We start from the raw sequence: 16,038 nt of genomic DNA on the forward strand, positions 1-16,038 counted from the left end.
GCGGAATACCGGCTTTTCACGGTGGACGCGCCTAGGGTGGCGGTGTGTGGAGGCTAGATCGACGAAACAATGACGGCGTGCTCGAGACCGGGGACGCCGCCGGTGGTGACGTGCTCGGGCCCAACACGACGCAACCGCACGACCTCAGCCTCGGGGATCCGACCGTGACGGTCGCGAACGTCGCGGATCGCACGCGCGAGCAGTGGCGCGAAGAGCTCACGATCGTCGGGGGTCGCTCGCCGCTCCTCCACTTCGTCGACGCCGCCCACACCGGTATCGAGCTGAGCGCCACACACCCCGGCGGACTCCCGCAGTTCATCACCGGCCAGTCGACGCTCCTGTCGAACCTCATCCGTGACGAGGTCGCGCTGCGCCGCGCGAAGGTCTCGGCCGATCTGATCACCGCGAAGGGCATCGAGCTCCGCAGCGTGCGCGGCATCGACGCCGTCCACCTCGCCGTCGGCCTCGCGCACTGGCGCTTCGAGGGCGACGACTACTGCGCCCCCGTGCTGCTCCGGCCGCTCGCGATCCGTCGCTACGGCAGCGACTTCGAGCTCAAGCTCACCGGCACGACGGTGCTCAACCCGGAACTCGCCCGCGCCCTGCGCGAGCAGTTCGGCATCACCCTCGACGCGACCGCCTTCGAGGCCCTCGCCCACGCGGGTGACGTCTTCAAGCCGCAACCGGTCATCGATCGACTGCGCGGACTCACGTCGCACCTCGACTGGTTCAACGTGCAGCCGCGCCTCGTCGTCTCCTCGTTCGCCGACGCGAGTGCGGGTCTCGTCCACGACACGCGCAGCCTCGACCACCCCGTGCTCGACGCCCTCGCCGGCAACCCGGGATCGCGTCGCCTCATCGAGGGCATGAGTTCGCCGGTCGACCCGGTGCCGCAGGATGAGCGCCCGCCGACCACGGACACGCTGCTCCTCGACGCCGACTCCGAGCAGGAGAACGTGATCGCCCAGATCGTGGCCGGGCAGTCCATCGTCGTCCGCACGCTTCCGGGCACCGGCGGCACGCAGACCATCGTGAATGCCCTCGGAGAGCTCGTCTCGAAGCACAAGCGCGTGCTCGTCGTGAGCCCGCGCCGCTCGAGCCTCGACGGCATGCGTCACCGCTTCACGGGAGTCGGCCTCCCGGGCCTGGCGGCCCACCCGTCCACGCTGCGGCGCGACCTCGTGACCGCGATCTCGCGGAACGAGAAGGCGAAGGCGCCGCGTGTCTCGGACGTGGACGACGCACTCGTCCGTCTCCGCAAGGTGCTCATCGACTACAGGTCGTCGCTCGTGTCGATCGACCACCTGCTCGGGGTCTCCGTCGTCGACGCTCTCGATGCGCTCACCGCCCTCGCGAACAAGCCGGAGTCGCCGTCCACGACGGCCCGACTCGGTATGCACTCGATCACCCAGCTCGCGCAGGGACGCGAGGAGACGGCGAAGGCTCTCGCCCACGCGGCCGCCCTCGGCGAGTTCCAGTACGGTCCGGGCGACTCGCCCTGGTACGGCGCGCACTTCGCGACGACCGAGGACGCCAAGGCGACGCACGAGCTCGCGAAGAAACTCAACCGCAGCGAGCTGCCCCGGCTCCTCGAGCGCGGGTACGAGCTCATCGGTCAGACCCGGATGCGGCCCTTCGAGACGCTCGAGGAACTCGGCATCTACCTGCGGCTGCTGCTCGACGTGCGCGAGACGCTCGACAAGTTCCAGCCCTCCGTCTTCGACCGCTCACTCGCCGAACTCATCGCCGCCACCGATTCGCGCCGCGAGTCGCCGGGCATGGCGTCGGCGAACCGCCGCCGTCTCAAGAGGCTCGCGAAGGAGTACGTGCGTCCCGGGGTGCACATCTCCGATCTCAACGGAGCGCTCCGTCGCGTGCAGCAGCAGCGCATCCTCTGGCAGCGCTACGTCGACGCGGGGGTCACGCCCGAGGTGCCGCTCGGCATCGCCGACGTCCAGGTCGCCTACCAGCGCGTCGTCGCTGACCTCGGTCAGCTCGACGGGCCGCTCGGTCGCGAGGACGCCGCCGACCGCCTCGTCGCCGCGCCCGTCAAGGAACTCGTCCGCATGATGTCCGGCCTCGCCGCCGAGTCCCAGGTGATGGACAACCTGCAGGAGCGCACGACCCTGATCGCGGAGCTGCGGGAGAAGGGTCTCGACGACCTCCTCGTGGATCTGTCGAGCCGGCACGTGCCCGAGCACCTCGTCGCGGACGAGCTCGAGCTCGCGTGGTGGCAGTCCGTCCTCGAGAACGCGCTCGCTTCGGACAAGGCCCTCCTCGGTGCGAACACGCAGGTCATCGATCGACTCGAGGCGGACTTCCGTCTCGTCGACGAGGCGCACGCGTCGGCCTCCGGGGGGATTCTGGCCGGGATGCTCGCGGACATGTGGAAGATCGGTCTCGTCGACTGGCCGGACGAGGCGCTCGCCCTTCGCACGCTCTTGCGCGGCGACGGCGTCATCTCGCCGGCCGACGTCGAAGCCGCGGCCCCGCACCTCGCGCGCTCGCTGTCGCCCATCTGGGCGATGTCGCCCTACGACGTGCCCTCCCTGCCGGATTCCCTGCGGTTCGACGCGGTGTTCCTGCTCGACGGGGGAGCGACTCTGCTGTCCGAGAACGTCGGCGCCATCCGCCGCGCGAAGCAGGTCGTCGTGTTCGGTGACCCGGTCACCCAGAGCCCCACGCCCTTCGAGATCGCCATCGGCGCTCCCGACCAGACCTCGTCCCACCACGAGGTGGACGTCGACGAGCTCGCGTCGCGATCGGCCTTCGCCCGTCTCGGCGAGCTGCTGCCAGGTCTCCAGCTCACGCGGAGCTACCGGGCGGGAGGCGAGGACCTCGCCGAGCTCGTGAACCAGCGCTTCTACGGCGGCGAGATCGACTCCCTGCCGTGGGCCGGATCGTTCCTCGGACACGGGTCGCTCACGCTCGACTACGTCGCGAACGGCCACGGTATGCCCGATCCGCTCACGGGCACGGTGGAGTCCGTCGATCCCGAGGTCGCTCGCGTGGTGAGCCTCGTACTCGAGCACGCCACCAACCGCCCGCGCGAGTCCCTCATGGTCGTGACGGCGAGCGAGAAGCACGCCGTGCGCGTGCAGCAGGCCGTCCTGAACGCGTTCTCGCGCCGCAGCGACCTCTCCGACTTCATCCTCCGGGAGCGCGCCGAGCCCTTCACCGTGCTCACGCTCGAGCAGTCCGAGGCGGAGAGCCGCGATCGGGTCATCTTCTCCCTCGGGTTCGGCGTCACGCCCCACGGGCGCGTGCTGTCGACCTTCGGTGCCCTCGGTCGTCCGGGTGGCGACCGCTTGCTCGCCGTCGGGATGACGCGCGCACGTCGCTCGATGGTCATCGTCTCGTGCATCCGACCCGACGACATCGATCCCGAGCGCATGCAGCACGGGATCGTCGCGCTCGCGCAGATCCTCCGCGAGCCGCCGCGTCGCGACCCGCGCCCGCCGGTGACCGACGGTGCGCAGCCGATGCTGCTCGACCTCGCCGAGCGCCTCTACCGTTACGGCCTCAACGTGGAGATCGGATATCGCGGCTCGATCGCTCTCGTCGCCGCGTACGGGTCGAAGGCCGTCGCCATCGAATCCGACCCCGAGGTCGGGCTCGAGTCGCTGCGGGAGTCGCTCCGTCTGCGACCCGATGTGTTGCGGCGCCTCGGCTGGCACTACATCCGCGTGCACAGCTTCGACCTGTTCGCCGACCCGGAGGGTGTGGCCCGTAACGTCATGTCGATCCTCGGCGCCCCCCTCCCCGACGCGGCGGACACGGGTGTCGTCGCCTCCTGACGACGCGGATCCGCAGGGCTCGGAGTCGAATGACGACGAGCCGAGGTCGCGTCAGCGCGTCAGCAGGGTGCCGGGTTCGCGTCGCGCCCGGTTGGAGCCGGTCGCGGGCACCGACACGTCCCCGGACATCCCCCGGCGGGAGCAGCCACGCTCGACGCCCTCGGGCGGGCGCGGCGAGAACGACCAGCGACTGATCGAGGATGTTCCGCCGCACTGGTGAGCGGGTGTACAGTGATCCCGAAATCAGGCAGCGCGCGGCGAGGGAACGGGCGACCCGACCTCACGTGAGAGGCGAACCCCCCATGTCTGCAGAAACAGCACCACCGATCCGCTGGTCGGACGCGGAATCATACGAGCCGTACATCGGTCGGTGGAGCCGGCTCGTGGCTCGGGAGTTCGTCGCGTGGCTCGGACTGCCTCCCGGCGCTCGCTGGCTCGAGACCGGCTGCGGGACCGGTCCTCTCACGTCGGAGATCCTCCGAGTCGCGAACCCGGGTTCCGTCGTGGCGTCCGATCCGTCCGAGACCTACATCGCGCACGCCCGCTCGACCGTCGACGACTCGAGGGTCGCGTTCGCCGTCGGCCGTGCCGAAGCGCTCTCCGCGGACGATGCCTCCGTCGATGCGGCCGTTTCCGGCCTCGTTCTGAACTTCGTCGACGACCCCTCCGCAGCACTGGTCGAGGCCGTCCGTGTGACACGGCCGGGTGGGGTCGTCGGTGCCTACATCTGGGACTACGCGGGGGAGATGTGGTCGATCCGGCATTTCTGGGACACCGCGACACTCCTCGACCCCGTCGCTCGGCGTCGTCACGAGGGTCGACGGTTCGCCTCCTGGATGCCCGACGAGCTCGCGCACCGATTCCGAGCCGCAGGACTGGTCGACATCGAGTTGCATCCGATCGACATCACGACGGTCTACGCCGACTTCGACGATTACTGGTCACCCCTCCTCGTCAATCAGGGGTCGGCGCCGTCCTACGTCGCGACGCTCCAGCCGGAGGCCGTCGCCGCTCTCAGGGAAGCGATCCGGCGTGCCATGCCGGTCGCGCCCGACGGTTCGATCTCGCTCCCGGCCCGGGCATGGGCCGTCCGTGGAACGGTCCCGGTGTCGGCCTAGGCCTGCAGCCTGAGCGCCCGCCGTTCGGCGGGGCGACTCGCTTACGCCTCGCGCTTGGCCAGGAGGTCGCGGATCTCGGCGAGCAGCTCGACCTCGGTGGACGCGAGGGGGGCCTCGTTCTCGATCTCGGTGGGCTTGTTCTTCGCGAGCAGTGCGTCCGCACGCTTCTTGAGTGTGTTGATGGGCAGTACGAAGACGAAGTAGACGACCGCGGCGATGATGAGGAAGTTGAGGATCGCACCCAGGATCGCGCCGAAGTGGATCGTCGCCTCGCCGCCGCTCATCGTGGGGATGTCGACGGGGAACGCATCGTTGAGGCTCTCAGCGTTGAAGAGGGCCCCGATGAGCGGGTTGAAGAGGTTCGTGACGATCGCGTTGACGACACCCGTGAACGCCGCGCCGATCACGACGGCGACCGCGAGGTCGATGACGTTGCCGCGAAGGATGAATTCCTTGAAACCCTTGATCATGTGTTCTGCCTCGTTCCCTGAGTGAGGTGGATGCGCCGCCGGCCGGCGGTCAGTTGGCCGCGGTCTTCGACCCGGACCCCGACGTGCCCGATCCCGATCCCGACGAGCCCGATCCCGATGAGCCTGAACCGGAGCCGCTGGAGCCCGACGACCCGGAGGATCCCGACGACCCGGAGGATCCCGACGACCCGGAGGATCCCGAGCCCGATCCGGACGAGCCGGAACCTGAGCCGGTCCCGTTCGACCCCGAGGATTCCTTCGAGCCCGAGGACGACCCGCCGTCGGAGGACGATCCCGACGCCGGGCTCGACGTCGACGAGCTCGATCGCGAGTCGTTTCGGTAGAAGCCGCTGCCGTTGAAGGTGACCCCGATGGAGCCGAAGACCTTGCGGAGGCGTCCGCCGCAAGCCGGGCACTCGGTCAGGGTGTCGTCGGTGAACGACTGGTACTGGTCGAAGGCGGTTCCGCAATCGGCACAGCGATAGGCATAGGTGGGCATGCGTGTCTTTCTCGGGGGATCAGAATTCGATGATGCGGTCCGGCGTGACGACGCCGTCGACGGGCTGGTCGTGCCGCTCGCGCGGGACCTCGTCGATCAGTTCGGAATCGTAGACGACCGCGTAGACGGGGGGACACTTCTCCATCGACCCGAGGGTCTTGTCGAAGTAGCCCTTGCCCCAACCCATGCGCATGCCGTCGCGACCGATCGCGGCGGCGGGCACGAGGATGAGGTCGACGTCGTTGATGGCGAGGGGGCTGAGGAGCTCACCGGAGGGCTCCGGCATGCCGAAGAGGCCGACGAGTTCCTCGCCGTCCTCGCCGACGGTCCAGTCGAGCAGTCCGTCGTCCCGGCTCACGGGGAAGAGGAGACGTAGTCCCTCCGACTGCGCCCATGCGAGATAGGGGCGGGTGTTCGGTTCGTCAGGAGCAGAGAGGTAGCAGGCGACCGAGCGTGCACTGAGTCCGAGGGTGACCGATTGCAGGTTCTCGGTGAGACCGGCCGACGCGTGATCCTGCTCCGACGAGGTGAGGTTGCGACGGCGTTCGCGGAGTTCGGCTCGGAGGGCGCGCTTGCGGTGCTCCGTGTCGGTCGTCATGCGCACATTCTAGTTCGGGCATCCGTCCGGTGTGTCCCCTGTTAGTGCGACGTGCGCGAGGGTCGATTATCTGTACGCTGGCCCCATGGGACACAGAGTCGAAAAAGCCGTCATTCCTGCCGCGGGACTGGGGACGCGCTTCCTCCCCGCCACCAAGGCCATGCCGAAGGAGATGCTGCCTGTCGTCGACAAGCCGGCGATCCAGTACGTGGTCGAAGAGGCGGTCGCCGCGGGGCTCGACGACGTGCTCATGATCATCGGCCGCAACAAGAACATGATCGCCAACCACTTCGACCGCGTCGCGGAGCTCGAGTCCAACCTCCTCGCCAAGGGTGACGAGAAGAAGCTCGCCCGCGTGATGGAGTCGACGGACCTCGCCGACATCCACTTCCTGCGTCAGGGCGACCCGAAGGGTCTCGGTCACGCGGTGCTGCGTGCGAAGAGCCACGTGGGCGACAACCCGTTCGCCGTCCTCCTCGGAGACGACCTCATCGACGAGCGCGACGAACTGCTCACGCGCATGCTCGACGAGCAGGAGAGCCGCAACGCCACCGTCATCGCCCTGCTCGAGGTCGACCCGGACTCGATCCACCTGTACGGCGCCGCCGCCGTCGAGGCGACCGACGACCCCGACGTCGTCAAGGTCACGGGCCTCGTCGAGAAGCCGGCCAAGGAGGACGCCCCCTCCAACCTCGCGATCATCGGTCGCTACGTGCTCAAGCCCGAGGTCTTCGACGTCCTCGAGAACACCCCGCCCGGCAAGGGCAACGAGATCCAGCTCACGGATGCCCTGCAGGTGCTCGCGGCCGACGACGAGATCGCGGGCGGCGTGTACGGCGTCATCTTCCGCGGTCGCCGGTACGACACGGGCGATCGCCTCGACTACATCAAGGCGATCGTGCAGCTCGCTCTCGACCGCGAGGACCTGGGCGCCGACCTCGGTCCGTGGCTCAAGGACTTCGCGGCCAACCTCGACTGAGCACGGCCGATCTCGACCGAGTTCGGCCGACTCCGACTCCGACTGAGTACGGCCACGCTCGGCCGAGCTCGATCCATCTCCCGGCCGGGCCGAGCCCGGCGGAAGGACTGCCATGGCGGCACCGCTTCCCGTCCTTCGCGACGGTGACATCTCTCTGCGTTCCATTCGTCTACGCGACGCTCGCGTCGTCGAACGCGAGCTCATGGAGAACCGTACGTGGCTCCGCAAGTGGGAGGCGACGAACCCGTACGGCCCGCTCAGTGCGTGGGACATGAAGGGCAGCATCCGCTCCCTTCTCGCGCAGGCGCGCGGCGGCAACGGCCTGCCGTTCGTGATGGAGCACCGGGGCGAGATCGCCGGTCAGCTCAACGTCTCGGGTATCGTCTACGGGTCGGTGTCGAGCGCGACCCTCGGCTACTGGGTGAGCGAGCGCTTCGCCGGCTACGGCATCACGCCGACGTCGGTCGCGCTCGCGACGGATCACGTGTTCTTCTCGATGGGTCTCCACCGCATGGAGATCTGCATCCGTCCGGAGAACGCGCCGAGCCTGCGGGTGGTGGAGAAGCTCGGCTTCCGCTACGAGGGGCTCCGCCGTCGCTTCATCCACATCAACGGCTCGTGGGCCGACCACTTCTGCTTCGCGCTCGTGCGCGAAGAAGTGCCCGGGGGAGTGCTCGCGCGCTGGAAGGAGGGCCGCGTGCCCGCCGACGCGTGCGTCATTCCCGCCGCCGACCGCGAGGCCGCCGCCCACCCCCTCACCACCTTCACCGACTGAAGTCGCTACTCCCGAGCGAGGGCGCCACCTAGACCTGCCGCCCTCGGCACCGAGCTGCCGCCCTCGATCACGCGATACGCCGCAACACACCCATGCGATCACCAGGCTCGGGGAACCTTCAACCCTTACCTTAGGGACATGGCCGGTGGTGGAGTTCTGAGTGGAGGGGTGGTCTTCGCGATCGCCGCCGCACTCTGGATCCTCTACCTCATCCCTACGTGGCGCCGCCGCAGCGAGTACATCGCGACGGAACGCAACGCCGTGCGCCTCCAGCAGACGCTCCGGATCCTCGCCGAGACCTCGGAAGTGCCGGAGGAGGTCCGCGTCGAGGCGAGCTCCCGTGCGGTCGCCGAGCAGCAGCGTGTGCTGAAGAAACACCGCGCCGAGCAGGCCGCGATCGCGAAGGCCGAGGCCGAGGCGCTCGCCCGGAAGCTCAAGGCCGAATCGCGGAAGCTCTCCGCCGAGGCAGCGGCCTCCGCTCTCGCCCGTTCGCGACGCCGGGCCCGGCTCGCCACCACCACCGTGCTCCTCGCCTCTCTCGTCTCCACCGCGTTCGGCGGCATTCAGCTCGCGACGGCCGGAGCCTGGATGCTCCTCGCCGCCGGAGCGACGGGTTCCGTCGTGTGCGTCGGTCTGCTGTCGCGGATGGCGCGCGTCACCGGACGCCGTTCCACCGCAGTAGCCGTGGCACCGGTGACCGCTGCCGCCCCCGCATCGTCCGCTCTCGTCGAGTACGAGGCCGATGTGGTCCCCGAGACCACGTGGACGCCCGTGCCCCTGCCGCGTCCGCTGCACCTCTCCCAAGGCACCGCGGCAGCGTCCGCGATCGCCGAGGCGGAAGCGCACGAGCGCCTCCGTGCGGCGGCTCTCGCCGAGGCGATGGCCCAGCGCGCCGCCGAACTCGCCCGCCCTGTCACGACGCTCCCCGTGCGCGAGACCCCGGCCGCCTCGACCGCGCCTGCCGCGCCCGTCGCCGTCGAGGACGCCCCGGCGGTCGACTCCCGCTTCGCCCGCATGGGCGTCATCGACGAGACCGAGATCGCCACGAACGACATCGTCCGCCGTCGCCGGATGGCGGGCTGACGCGATCACTCCGACCGGGTGCCGGTCGGCTCGAGTTCGTCGGCCAGCACCGCGCGGAGGGTCTGCTTCGCTCGCGAGAGCCGCGACCGCGCCGTCGAGGGATTGATCCCGAGCACGGCCGCCGCCTCGTGGGAGCGGAAGCCGTCCCAATAGACCAGGCGCACGAGTTCGGCATCCTCCGCAGGCAGGGCCGCGATGGCGTCGCGGATCTCGATCGCGAGATCATCGGCTTCCACGCTCTGCGGATGCGTCCTCATCTCATCGACGAAGCGTCGAGTGGCGACCGATCGCCGCGCGAGGCTCCGTCTGGTATTCAGGAGCACGTTGCGGCTGGTGGCGAAGAGCCACATGCGGGCAGCGACAGGATCCGCCGGCATCGTGCGACGCAGCTTCCAGGCCGTCAGGAGGAGTTCGCCGAAGGCCTCGGCGGCGTCAGCGTCGTTGAGGAGGCGCCGTTGGAAGTAGCGGAGTACGTCCTGCTCGTTCTCCCGGATCCTGTCGTCGAACGCGGTGCGCCCGGTCGGCGTGCCCATCACTCGCAGCCCGTCGTGCGCGATTCGAGCGAGACCTGGGCGATCTCCGTCTCGCTGTAACCGCGCTCCGCCAATCCGTCGAAGAGGCTGTGCGCCACGATCGAGTCGATCGCTCGCAGCCGCACCTGATCCTCGCTGTCGTGGATGGGCGCCGGCTCGCCGTCCAGATCCACGGCAGCAGCGTCGTCTGCCCGGGCCCTCGCCTCTGCCTCGGTCGTGTCGAGGCTGTCGAGATCGATCGACGTGACGATGTCTCGAGCGTCGCGCGCGATGTCCGAGCCTCCGCTGACGCCGTCGAACATCACACGTATGCCCTTGAAGCAGAACGAGCCGTCTGGCCGATCGGTCGAGAACACGTTGTCGGCCACCCAGCCCCAGGGTGTCTGCCCGCCGTTGCCCGCCATCGCCATGGAGCCACCGCCGATCAGCGCGAGCGATGCGGCGGCGCTGGCGATGCCGAGACGCGCGCGATGGGACCGTCGTGCCCGCGCCTCCGCCATGATCCGGCCGCGATGGGCGGCGAGGCCGAGCGGGGGAGAAGCGGCAGGCGCCGACTCCGAGAGTCGAGCGTCCAGGTCGGTGTCGTTCATGGTCGAGCCTCCATCGTGGTCATCCTTACCCATGACATGTCCGGTCACGGGCGGGCTGTCCAGCGATGCTGGATTCTGGAGATTCTCGGTATCAGTGAGACGTCATGCCGAGCACCCAGCCGTGCTGGGTAGGGGCTCCGGCGCCGTCCGGTCGCCCGGTTCGATCGTGATAGCCTGTTCAGGCACTTGGGCCTATGGCGCAGTTGGTAGCGCGCTTCGTTCGCAATGAAGAGGTCGGGGGTTCGAATCCCCCTAGGTCCACCACATCCAGGCACACCAGGAATCCCGTTCACCGTCGTGGACGGGATTTTTCGTCGCAGCCGTAGCCCGGCGTCCTCAGCCGTTCACCACCCGTTCTCCCGCGAGCGGCATAGTGGGGGAATGACGAGCGTGCGCGAGCTGCCGAGCGGTACCACCGCTCCGGCGCGCGCACCCGAGCGGCGCCCGTTCCGCGGCGACATCCAGGGACTGCGCGCGGTCGCCGTGATGCTCGTCGTGGTGAACCACGCGGTGACGACACTCGTTCCGGGTGGGTTCGTGGGCGTCGACGTGTTCTTCGTGATCTCCGGCTTCCTCATCAGCGGGCACCTCGTGGGGAGCCTGCGCCGCACGGGACGCATCGACTTCATGCGCTTCTACGCCGCACGTGCGCGACGGATCCTGCCGGCGTCGCTCGTCACGATCGCGGCCACGGCGGTCGCGGCCTTCATCGTGGTGTCACCGCTGCGCATCGTCGAGATCCTGCAGGACGCGGTGGCGTCGGCGCTCTACGTGCCGAACATCGTGTTCGCGATCCGTCAGACCGACTACCTCGCGGGCACGGCGCCCTCGCCGTTCCAGCACTTCTGGTCGCTCGGGGTGGAGGAGCAGTTCTATCTCGTCTGGCCTGTCCTGCTGCTCGCCGCTTTCCTCGTGGGGCGACGCTCGGTGCGCTCGATCCTCCTCGTGATCGGTCTCGTCACCGTGGCGTCGTTCGTCGCGAGCGTCGCGCTCACACCGGAGGCGCCGTCGCTCGCGTTCTTCTCGCCGATGACGCGGGCGTGGGAATTCGGCGTGGGTGCACTCGTCGCGGGGGCGGCGCCGCTCCTCGCGGGTCTGCCCGGCCGCGTCGCGGTCGTGCTCGGATGGGTGGGGCTCGGGATGGTCCTCACGGCGGCGGCGACGTACACGGCCGCCGTCGATTATCCGGGTGTCGCAGCGCTCCTCCCGGTGGCCGGCACGGCACTCGTGATCGCGGCCGGAAGCGGAACGACCGGCAGTGAGGGCGTGCCGCGGGGGAGCGTCACGGGGCTGCTCTCGCTCCGCCCGTTCCTCTTCGTCGGAGCGATCTCCTACTCGCTCTATCTCGTGCACTGGCCGATCCTCGTCCTCGCTCACGAGCACCTCGGACTCGACGAGCCTCTACCTGCCGTCGTCTCCGTCGTTCTCGCCGCGGCGTCCGTTCCGATCGCGTGGCTGCTGTTCCGTCTCGTCGAGACGCCCCTGCGCTCGGGACGATCGACGGGGCGCCGGGTGGTCGTGGTCTCCTCTGCCGTGACGCTCGCCCTCGTCGCGGGCCTCCTCGGCGGGAGCGCCGCGGCCACGCACCTCCCGCTCACGTCGGCGCGGGAGGTGCCGCCCACCGCCGCGGCGGAACTTCCCGTCGGCACGGACGTCGTGCCGACGAACATCGCGCCGGCCCTCCGCTCGGCGACCGCCGACACGGGGGCCGTCTACACCGATGGGTGCCAGCAGAATCTCTCCGGCACGGAGGTGGTGTCGTGCTCGTTCGGCTCCGTCGAGTCGCCGCGCACGATCGCGCTGTTCGGCGATTCCCACGCGGGCCGCTGGTTCCCCGCCCTCGAGCAGGCGGCGACCGCGCTCGACTACCGCCTCGACACGTATACGAAGTCGGGCTGCCGGACCGAGGAGACCGCCGAGGCGTGGGCGTCGTCGAAGAACGCGTCGTGCGCCGAGTGGCGGGAGGCCGCCGTGCAGGAGCTTCTCGCCGATCCGCCCGACGTGATCGTGCTCGCGAACCACCTCGGCCCGACGCCCGGGCGGGATCCCGCGATACAGCGCGACGACTGGGTGGACGGGCTGTCCGCGCTGTACGACCGGCTGCCGGAGTCGAGCCTCGTGGTGACGATCGCCGACTCGCCCGAGTTCGAGACGTCACCGGTGCTGTGCCTCTCCTCGAACCTCGATGACGCCGACCGGTGTTCCGTGCCGCGGGAGGACGCGCTCAACCCGGCGATCCGCGACGCACAGCGCCTCGTGGCGGCCGAACACGGGGGAGCGGTGATCGACCTGACCGACTTCTTCTGCAACGTCACGACGTGCCCCGCCGTCATCGGCGCGACGCTCGTCTACTCCGACGAACACCACGTGACGGCGACCTACTCCCGTTCGCTCGCCGACGTGCTGACGGCGCGGCTCGAACCGATCCTCGCCGCACGATGAAGCGGTTGGCGGCGGCGCGGGCCGTACGGCGCGCGGCGGGTCTCGCGGCGGCCGGGCTCGTGCTGCTGCTCGCCGCATGCGCCCCGGAACCCGCGACGGGCGACGGCGCCGTGTCGTGGTCGCCGATAGCGGACCATGAGATCGAGTTCATCGACGACGTCGACTTCGGCGGCCCGGCCGGGATCCGCCTCGACGTATGCCGGCCGGCCCAAGCGGCTCCCGGCGCGCCCGCGATCCTGTCCGTACACGGGGGCGGCTGGCGGGCCGGCGACAAGGCACAACCGCAGTGGCGGGAGGCGTGCGCGTGGCTCGCGAGCGAGGGATTCGTCGTCTTCCAGTCGAACTACCGCCTGGCGCCGGACCATCCCTTCCCCGCGGGGCTCGACGACCTCGAGACGGCGCTCGACTGGATCCGTGACGACGGGCAGGCGGCGACGTTCGGCCACGACCCGTCGCGGGTCGCGGCGTTCGGGGACTCCGCCGGAGGCAACCTCGTGTCCTTGCTGGGGCTGAGAGGAGCGACCGCCTCCGGGACCCTGCGCGGTGTCGTGGAGCTGAGCGCCCCGCTCGACCTCACGCAGGACGGGGCCGCGCTCGGAGACCTCGACGACAGCTTCCAGCGCGTTCAGCTCGACTACCTCGGCTGCGAGACGTACGACGACTGCCCGTCGGCGCGGGCGGCATCGCCGATGCACGCCGTCGAGCCAGGGGCGCCGCCGTTCTTCATCGTGCACGCGGAGGACGATTTCATTCCGGTCGAGCAGGCGGATGCGTTCGTCGCCGCGCTCGAGGAGGCCGCGGTCGACGTCGTCCTCGAGCGGGTCGAGGGCGACGGGCACGCCCTCGACCTCCTCGACGGCGCCCTGCGGGATCGGATCGTCGACTGGCTCCGGGCGCGCCTCGACGCCTGAGCCGGGGGATCAGCGCGCCGTCGTCCGGATCATCCGGGGCCCTGCCCACAGGATCAGAATGAGCACGAGGCCGACGAACCCGGCGAAGACCGGCGTGAGGGGAAGGATGAGGAGGGCGGCGCCGACGAGGAGCGGGGGAACGGTCATCCCGGCGAAGGCGAGCAGGAAGATGCCCGACGTGATCTCGCTCCGGTTGCCGCTGTCGGAGAGGGAGGAGGCTGTGGCGAGGGCGCCCCGGAAGACGAGGCCCACGCCGGCGCCCGCGACGATTCCCCCCAGCACGAAGGCGACCGCCGAGACCGCGAGGTCGGCAGCCCCGAGGGTGAGGAGACCGACGACCATCGCGACGACCCCGAGGACCAGCTGACGTCGGGCCGCGAGAGTCGCGAAGACGACCTGTGCGGCCGCCGCTGCCCCGAAGACGGCGAAGGAGACGAGCCCGGCGATGAGGTGATCCGGTTGGTTCAGCATCCGGGAGAGGAACGTGGGAGCGACCGAACCGAAGAGTCCGGTGATCGCGAAGGCGGCGAACGCACCGACTCCGGCGGCCCAATACGTCGAACGGCTCTCCGCCGGAACGCTGACACGCTGAGGGCGGTAGGGCGCCCGGGCCATGGGCGCCGACACCGTCTCGGGCACGAAGGCGTAGGCGAAGCCGATCGCGACGAGCGCAGCGAGGAAGACGACGAACGGGGTGACGAGAGGTGCGTTCGCCCATTCCGCGAACATCCCGCCGACGAGGGGGCCGAGCGCGAGACCTCCCATGTTCGCGATGCCGGCGATCGTCGCGGCGAAGCCCGCCGTCGACACGGGGTGCGTGATGCGCCGCAGATCGGCGAGGTGTGCTGTCGCTGCGGAAGTGAGCAGGCCGATCCCGAGCCCCGCGACCAGGCGCGCGACGATGAGGCCGGGCGTGGAGGACCAGACGAGGAAGAGGACGGCCGAAAGGGTCTCGAGAACCACCGCCGAGAGGATCATGCGTCGCCGGCCGACACGGTCGCTCAGATGTCCGGCCAGGTAGAGCGCGATCATCACGCCGATCGAATAGGCCGCGAACACCACGGTCACGACGATCGTCGGGAACCCGTCCCGCTCCGCGTAGAGCGCGTACAGCGGCGTCGGCACGGTGTTGAACGCCATCATCACGAGGAAGGCTGCCGCGGTGATCCAGAAGCCCGCGCGGTGCGGCACGGCGAGATGGGCGCCGGGTGTTCGGCTGGTGCGGACCGAGGGGGAGGGCGTGCGTTCGTCGGAGGACGGCCGACTGTTGTGTGCGAGGAGGCTCATAGGTCGATCATGCGCGCGGCTGGTCATCGAGGGAAGCGAATTATATCGATGCCAGTAATCGATGCACTCTATGATCACGGTCATGGATACGCGCATGCTCGAGTACTTCGTCACGGTCGCCGACGAGTCCAATCTCACGCGCGCAGCCGAGCGCCTGTTCGTTGCACAGTCGACGGTCTCGGCCGGGCTCCGCAGCCTCGAGCGGGAGCTCGGCGTCAGACTGTTCGAGAGATCGACGAAGGCCGTCTCCCTGCTCCCGGCGGGGGAAGCCCTCCTCCCGATCGCGCGCGACGTCCTCGACGGGATCGACGCGCTGCTCTCGACGGCGAACGAATCGGGACTCGGCCTCCGGGGTCGTGTCCGGGTCGGCACCTTCGCGGCGCTCCTCGTCTTCGACCTCCCCGGTGTTCTCGGACGCTTCCGGCGCGACCACGCGGGTGTGGACGTCCAGTTGATGACCTCGGCGACGGGATCCACCGGCCTCCTCGACGACCTCCTGCGAGGTCGGCTCGACCTTGCCTTCGTCGCACTCCCGGTTCCGCCGGGACTCGAGGCGGTGCCGGTCGTGCGTCGGCCGTTCGTCGCGCTCGTGCCGCTCGATCACCCGCTGGCCGGTCGCGACGAGGTGTCGCTCACCGATCTCGCCGACGAGGACTGGATCGACGTGCTGCCGGGCTTCGGCAATCGGGTGCAACTCGATGCCCGGCTCGCCGAGCTCGGTATCGTGCGGCGTCTGTCCGCCGAGGTCGCCGATCTCCCGAGCGTCGCGTCCTTCGTCGCAGCCGGGGTGGGGATCGCGGTGGTCCCCGATGCGATCGATTCCGCGGGGTGCCGCGTCATCGCGCTGAGCGACGACCTCCCGGACTGGGTCGTCTCGCTCGCGGTGCGTCGCGGAGGCGAGCGCAACCGAGCGATCCAGGCGTTCGCCGACGCGCTACGGGACGCGACCTGACCCG

Annotated in this window: 14 protein-coding genes, 1 tRNA gene and 1 pseudogene; 10 read left to right on the forward strand and 6 right to left on the reverse strand. The window is 69.6% G+C overall.

Translation table 11 applies throughout. The features are described from left to right. The first annotated feature begins 77 nt into the window (after nucleotides 1-77). A complete protein-coding gene (locus tag ELQ94_RS12265; protein ID WP_243697000.1) occupies nucleotides 78-3,797 on the forward strand; it encodes an AAA family ATPase in 3,720 nt (1,239 codons plus the stop codon). Between the two features lie 302 nt (nucleotides 3,798-4,099). Then, nucleotides 4,100-4,915: a class I SAM-dependent methyltransferase gene (locus ELQ94_RS12270; protein ID WP_127050644.1), complete on the forward strand. Its 816-nt coding sequence runs from the start codon at nucleotides 4,100-4,102 to the stop codon at nucleotides 4,913-4,915. Between the two features lie 41 nt (nucleotides 4,916-4,956). Here the strand turns inward: ELQ94_RS12270 and mscL are convergent, their stop codons facing one another. Continuing rightward, nucleotides 4,957-5,385, reverse strand: coding sequence for a large conductance mechanosensitive channel protein MscL (gene mscL, locus ELQ94_RS12275; RefSeq protein ID WP_127050645.1), 429 nt, complete (start codon nucleotides 5,383-5,385; stop codon nucleotides 4,957-4,959). A 26-nt stretch (nucleotides 5,386-5,411) separates the two neighbouring features. Between mscL and ELQ94_RS17600 the strand changes: the two genes are divergently transcribed. Then, nucleotides 5,412-5,729, forward strand: coding sequence for a hypothetical protein (locus tag ELQ94_RS17600; protein WP_243697030.1), 318 nt, complete (start codon nucleotides 5,412-5,414; stop codon nucleotides 5,727-5,729). Between the two features lie 14 nt (nucleotides 5,730-5,743). Here ELQ94_RS17600 and ELQ94_RS17605 read toward each other — a convergent pair. Then, nucleotides 5,744-5,884 (reverse strand): annotated as a pseudogene (locus tag ELQ94_RS17605) (FmdB family zinc ribbon protein); the annotation flags it as partial. Between the two features lie 19 nt (nucleotides 5,885-5,903). Beyond that, nucleotides 5,904-6,482 (reverse strand): 5-formyltetrahydrofolate cyclo-ligase, encoded by a 579-nt coding sequence (locus ELQ94_RS12285; protein ID WP_127050647.1) that lies wholly within the window; start codon nucleotides 6,480-6,482, stop codon nucleotides 5,904-5,906. An 85-nt stretch (nucleotides 6,483-6,567) separates the two neighbouring features. On the opposite strand from ELQ94_RS12285, the gene galU reads away from it, so the two are divergent. From galU to ELQ94_RS12300, 3 genes are all read left to right on the forward strand, one after another. Beyond that, entirely contained in the window at nucleotides 6,568-7,461 is an 894-nt protein-coding gene (galU, locus tag ELQ94_RS12290; protein WP_127050648.1) for a UTP--glucose-1-phosphate uridylyltransferase GalU, read from the forward strand. 112 nt (nucleotides 7,462-7,573) lie between these two features. Next, nucleotides 7,574-8,236 (forward strand): GNAT family N-acetyltransferase, encoded by a 663-nt coding sequence (locus tag ELQ94_RS12295; protein ID WP_127050649.1) that lies wholly within the window; start codon nucleotides 7,574-7,576, stop codon nucleotides 8,234-8,236. A 138-nt stretch (nucleotides 8,237-8,374) separates the two neighbouring features. After that, nucleotides 8,375-9,319, forward strand: coding sequence for a hypothetical protein (locus ELQ94_RS12300; RefSeq protein ID WP_127050650.1), 945 nt, complete (start codon nucleotides 8,375-8,377; stop codon nucleotides 9,317-9,319). A 5-nt stretch (nucleotides 9,320-9,324) separates the two neighbouring features. On the opposite strand, the gene ELQ94_RS12305 is transcribed toward ELQ94_RS12300, so the two are convergent. Beyond that, entirely contained in the window at nucleotides 9,325-9,852 is a 528-nt protein-coding gene (locus ELQ94_RS12305) for an RNA polymerase sigma factor (RefSeq protein ID WP_127050651.1), read from the reverse strand. Further along, nucleotides 9,852-10,442: a hypothetical protein gene (locus tag ELQ94_RS12310; protein ID WP_127050652.1), complete on the reverse strand. Its 591-nt coding sequence runs from the start codon at nucleotides 10,440-10,442 to the stop codon at nucleotides 9,852-9,854. Before ELQ94_RS12310 ends, ELQ94_RS12305 begins: the two co-directional genes overlap by 1 nt. 188 nt (nucleotides 10,443-10,630) lie before the next feature. Between ELQ94_RS12310 and ELQ94_RS12315 the strand changes: the two genes are divergently transcribed. From ELQ94_RS12315 to ELQ94_RS12325, 3 genes are all read left to right on the forward strand, one after another. Then, a tRNA-Ala gene (locus ELQ94_RS12315) sits at nucleotides 10,631-10,706 on the forward strand. Between the two features lie 117 nt (nucleotides 10,707-10,823). Next, nucleotides 10,824-12,884 carry an acyltransferase family protein gene (locus ELQ94_RS12320; RefSeq protein WP_127050653.1) on the forward strand — a complete coding sequence of 687 codons (2,061 nt, stop codon included), beginning with the start codon at nucleotides 10,824-10,826 and terminating at the stop codon, nucleotides 12,882-12,884. Further along, the gene (locus ELQ94_RS12325) at nucleotides 12,881-13,795 is read left to right on the forward strand and encodes an alpha/beta hydrolase (protein ID WP_127050654.1); all 915 of its coding nucleotides are present in this window, start codon (nucleotides 12,881-12,883) and stop codon (nucleotides 13,793-13,795) included. Before ELQ94_RS12320 ends, ELQ94_RS12325 begins: the two co-directional genes overlap by 4 nt. Before the next feature lie 9 nt (nucleotides 13,796-13,804). Here the strand turns inward: ELQ94_RS12325 and ELQ94_RS12330 are convergent, their stop codons facing one another. After that, nucleotides 13,805-15,082 (reverse strand): MFS transporter, encoded by a 1,278-nt coding sequence (locus ELQ94_RS12330; RefSeq protein WP_127050655.1) that lies wholly within the window; start codon nucleotides 15,080-15,082, stop codon nucleotides 13,805-13,807. An 82-nt stretch (nucleotides 15,083-15,164) separates the two neighbouring features. Between ELQ94_RS12330 and ELQ94_RS12335 the strand changes: the two genes are divergently transcribed. Then, nucleotides 15,165-16,034, forward strand: coding sequence for a LysR family transcriptional regulator (locus ELQ94_RS12335; protein ID WP_166404774.1), 870 nt, complete (start codon nucleotides 15,165-15,167; stop codon nucleotides 16,032-16,034). Nucleotides 16,035-16,038: the final 4 nt, after the last annotated feature.

The organism is Labedella endophytica (genome assembly GCF_003990045.1).
GTDB classification, from domain to species: Bacteria; Actinomycetota; Actinomycetes; order Actinomycetales; family Microbacteriaceae; genus Labedella; species Labedella endophytica.

Bases quoted from the DNA above. Each gene is read 5' to 3' on its own strand.
- ELQ94_RS12270 (WP_127050644.1), top strand. From the start codon at position 4,100: ATGTCTGCAGAAACAGCACCACCGATCCGCTGGTCGGACGCGGAATCA.
- mscL (WP_127050645.1), bottom strand. From the start codon at position 5,385: ATGATCAAGGGTTTCAAGGAATTCATCCTTCGCGGCAACGTCATCGAC.
- ELQ94_RS12285 (WP_127050647.1), bottom strand. From the start codon at position 6,482: ATGACGACCGACACGGAGCACCGCAAGCGCGCCCTCCGAGCCGAACTC.
- galU (WP_127050648.1), top strand. From the start codon at position 6,568: ATGGGACACAGAGTCGAAAAAGCCGTCATTCCTGCCGCGGGACTGGGG.
- ELQ94_RS12295 (WP_127050649.1), top strand. From the start codon at position 7,574: ATGGCGGCACCGCTTCCCGTCCTTCGCGACGGTGACATCTCTCTGCGT.
- ELQ94_RS12300 (WP_127050650.1), top strand. From the start codon at position 8,375: ATGGCCGGTGGTGGAGTTCTGAGTGGAGGGGTGGTCTTCGCGATCGCC.
- ELQ94_RS12305 (WP_127050651.1), bottom strand. From the start codon at position 9,852: ATGGGCACGCCGACCGGGCGCACCGCGTTCGACGACAGGATCCGGGAG.
- ELQ94_RS12310 (WP_127050652.1), bottom strand. From the start codon at position 10,442: ATGAACGACACCGACCTGGACGCTCGACTCTCGGAGTCGGCGCCTGCC.
- ELQ94_RS12320 (WP_127050653.1), top strand. From the start codon at position 10,824: ATGACGAGCGTGCGCGAGCTGCCGAGCGGTACCACCGCTCCGGCGCGC.
- ELQ94_RS12325 (WP_127050654.1), top strand. From the start codon at position 12,881: ATGAAGCGGTTGGCGGCGGCGCGGGCCGTACGGCGCGCGGCGGGTCTC.
- ELQ94_RS12330 (WP_127050655.1), bottom strand. From the start codon at position 15,082: ATGAGCCTCCTCGCACACAACAGTCGGCCGTCCTCCGACGAACGCACG.
- ELQ94_RS12335 (WP_166404774.1), top strand. From the start codon at position 15,165: ATGGATACGCGCATGCTCGAGTACTTCGTCACGGTCGCCGACGAGTCC.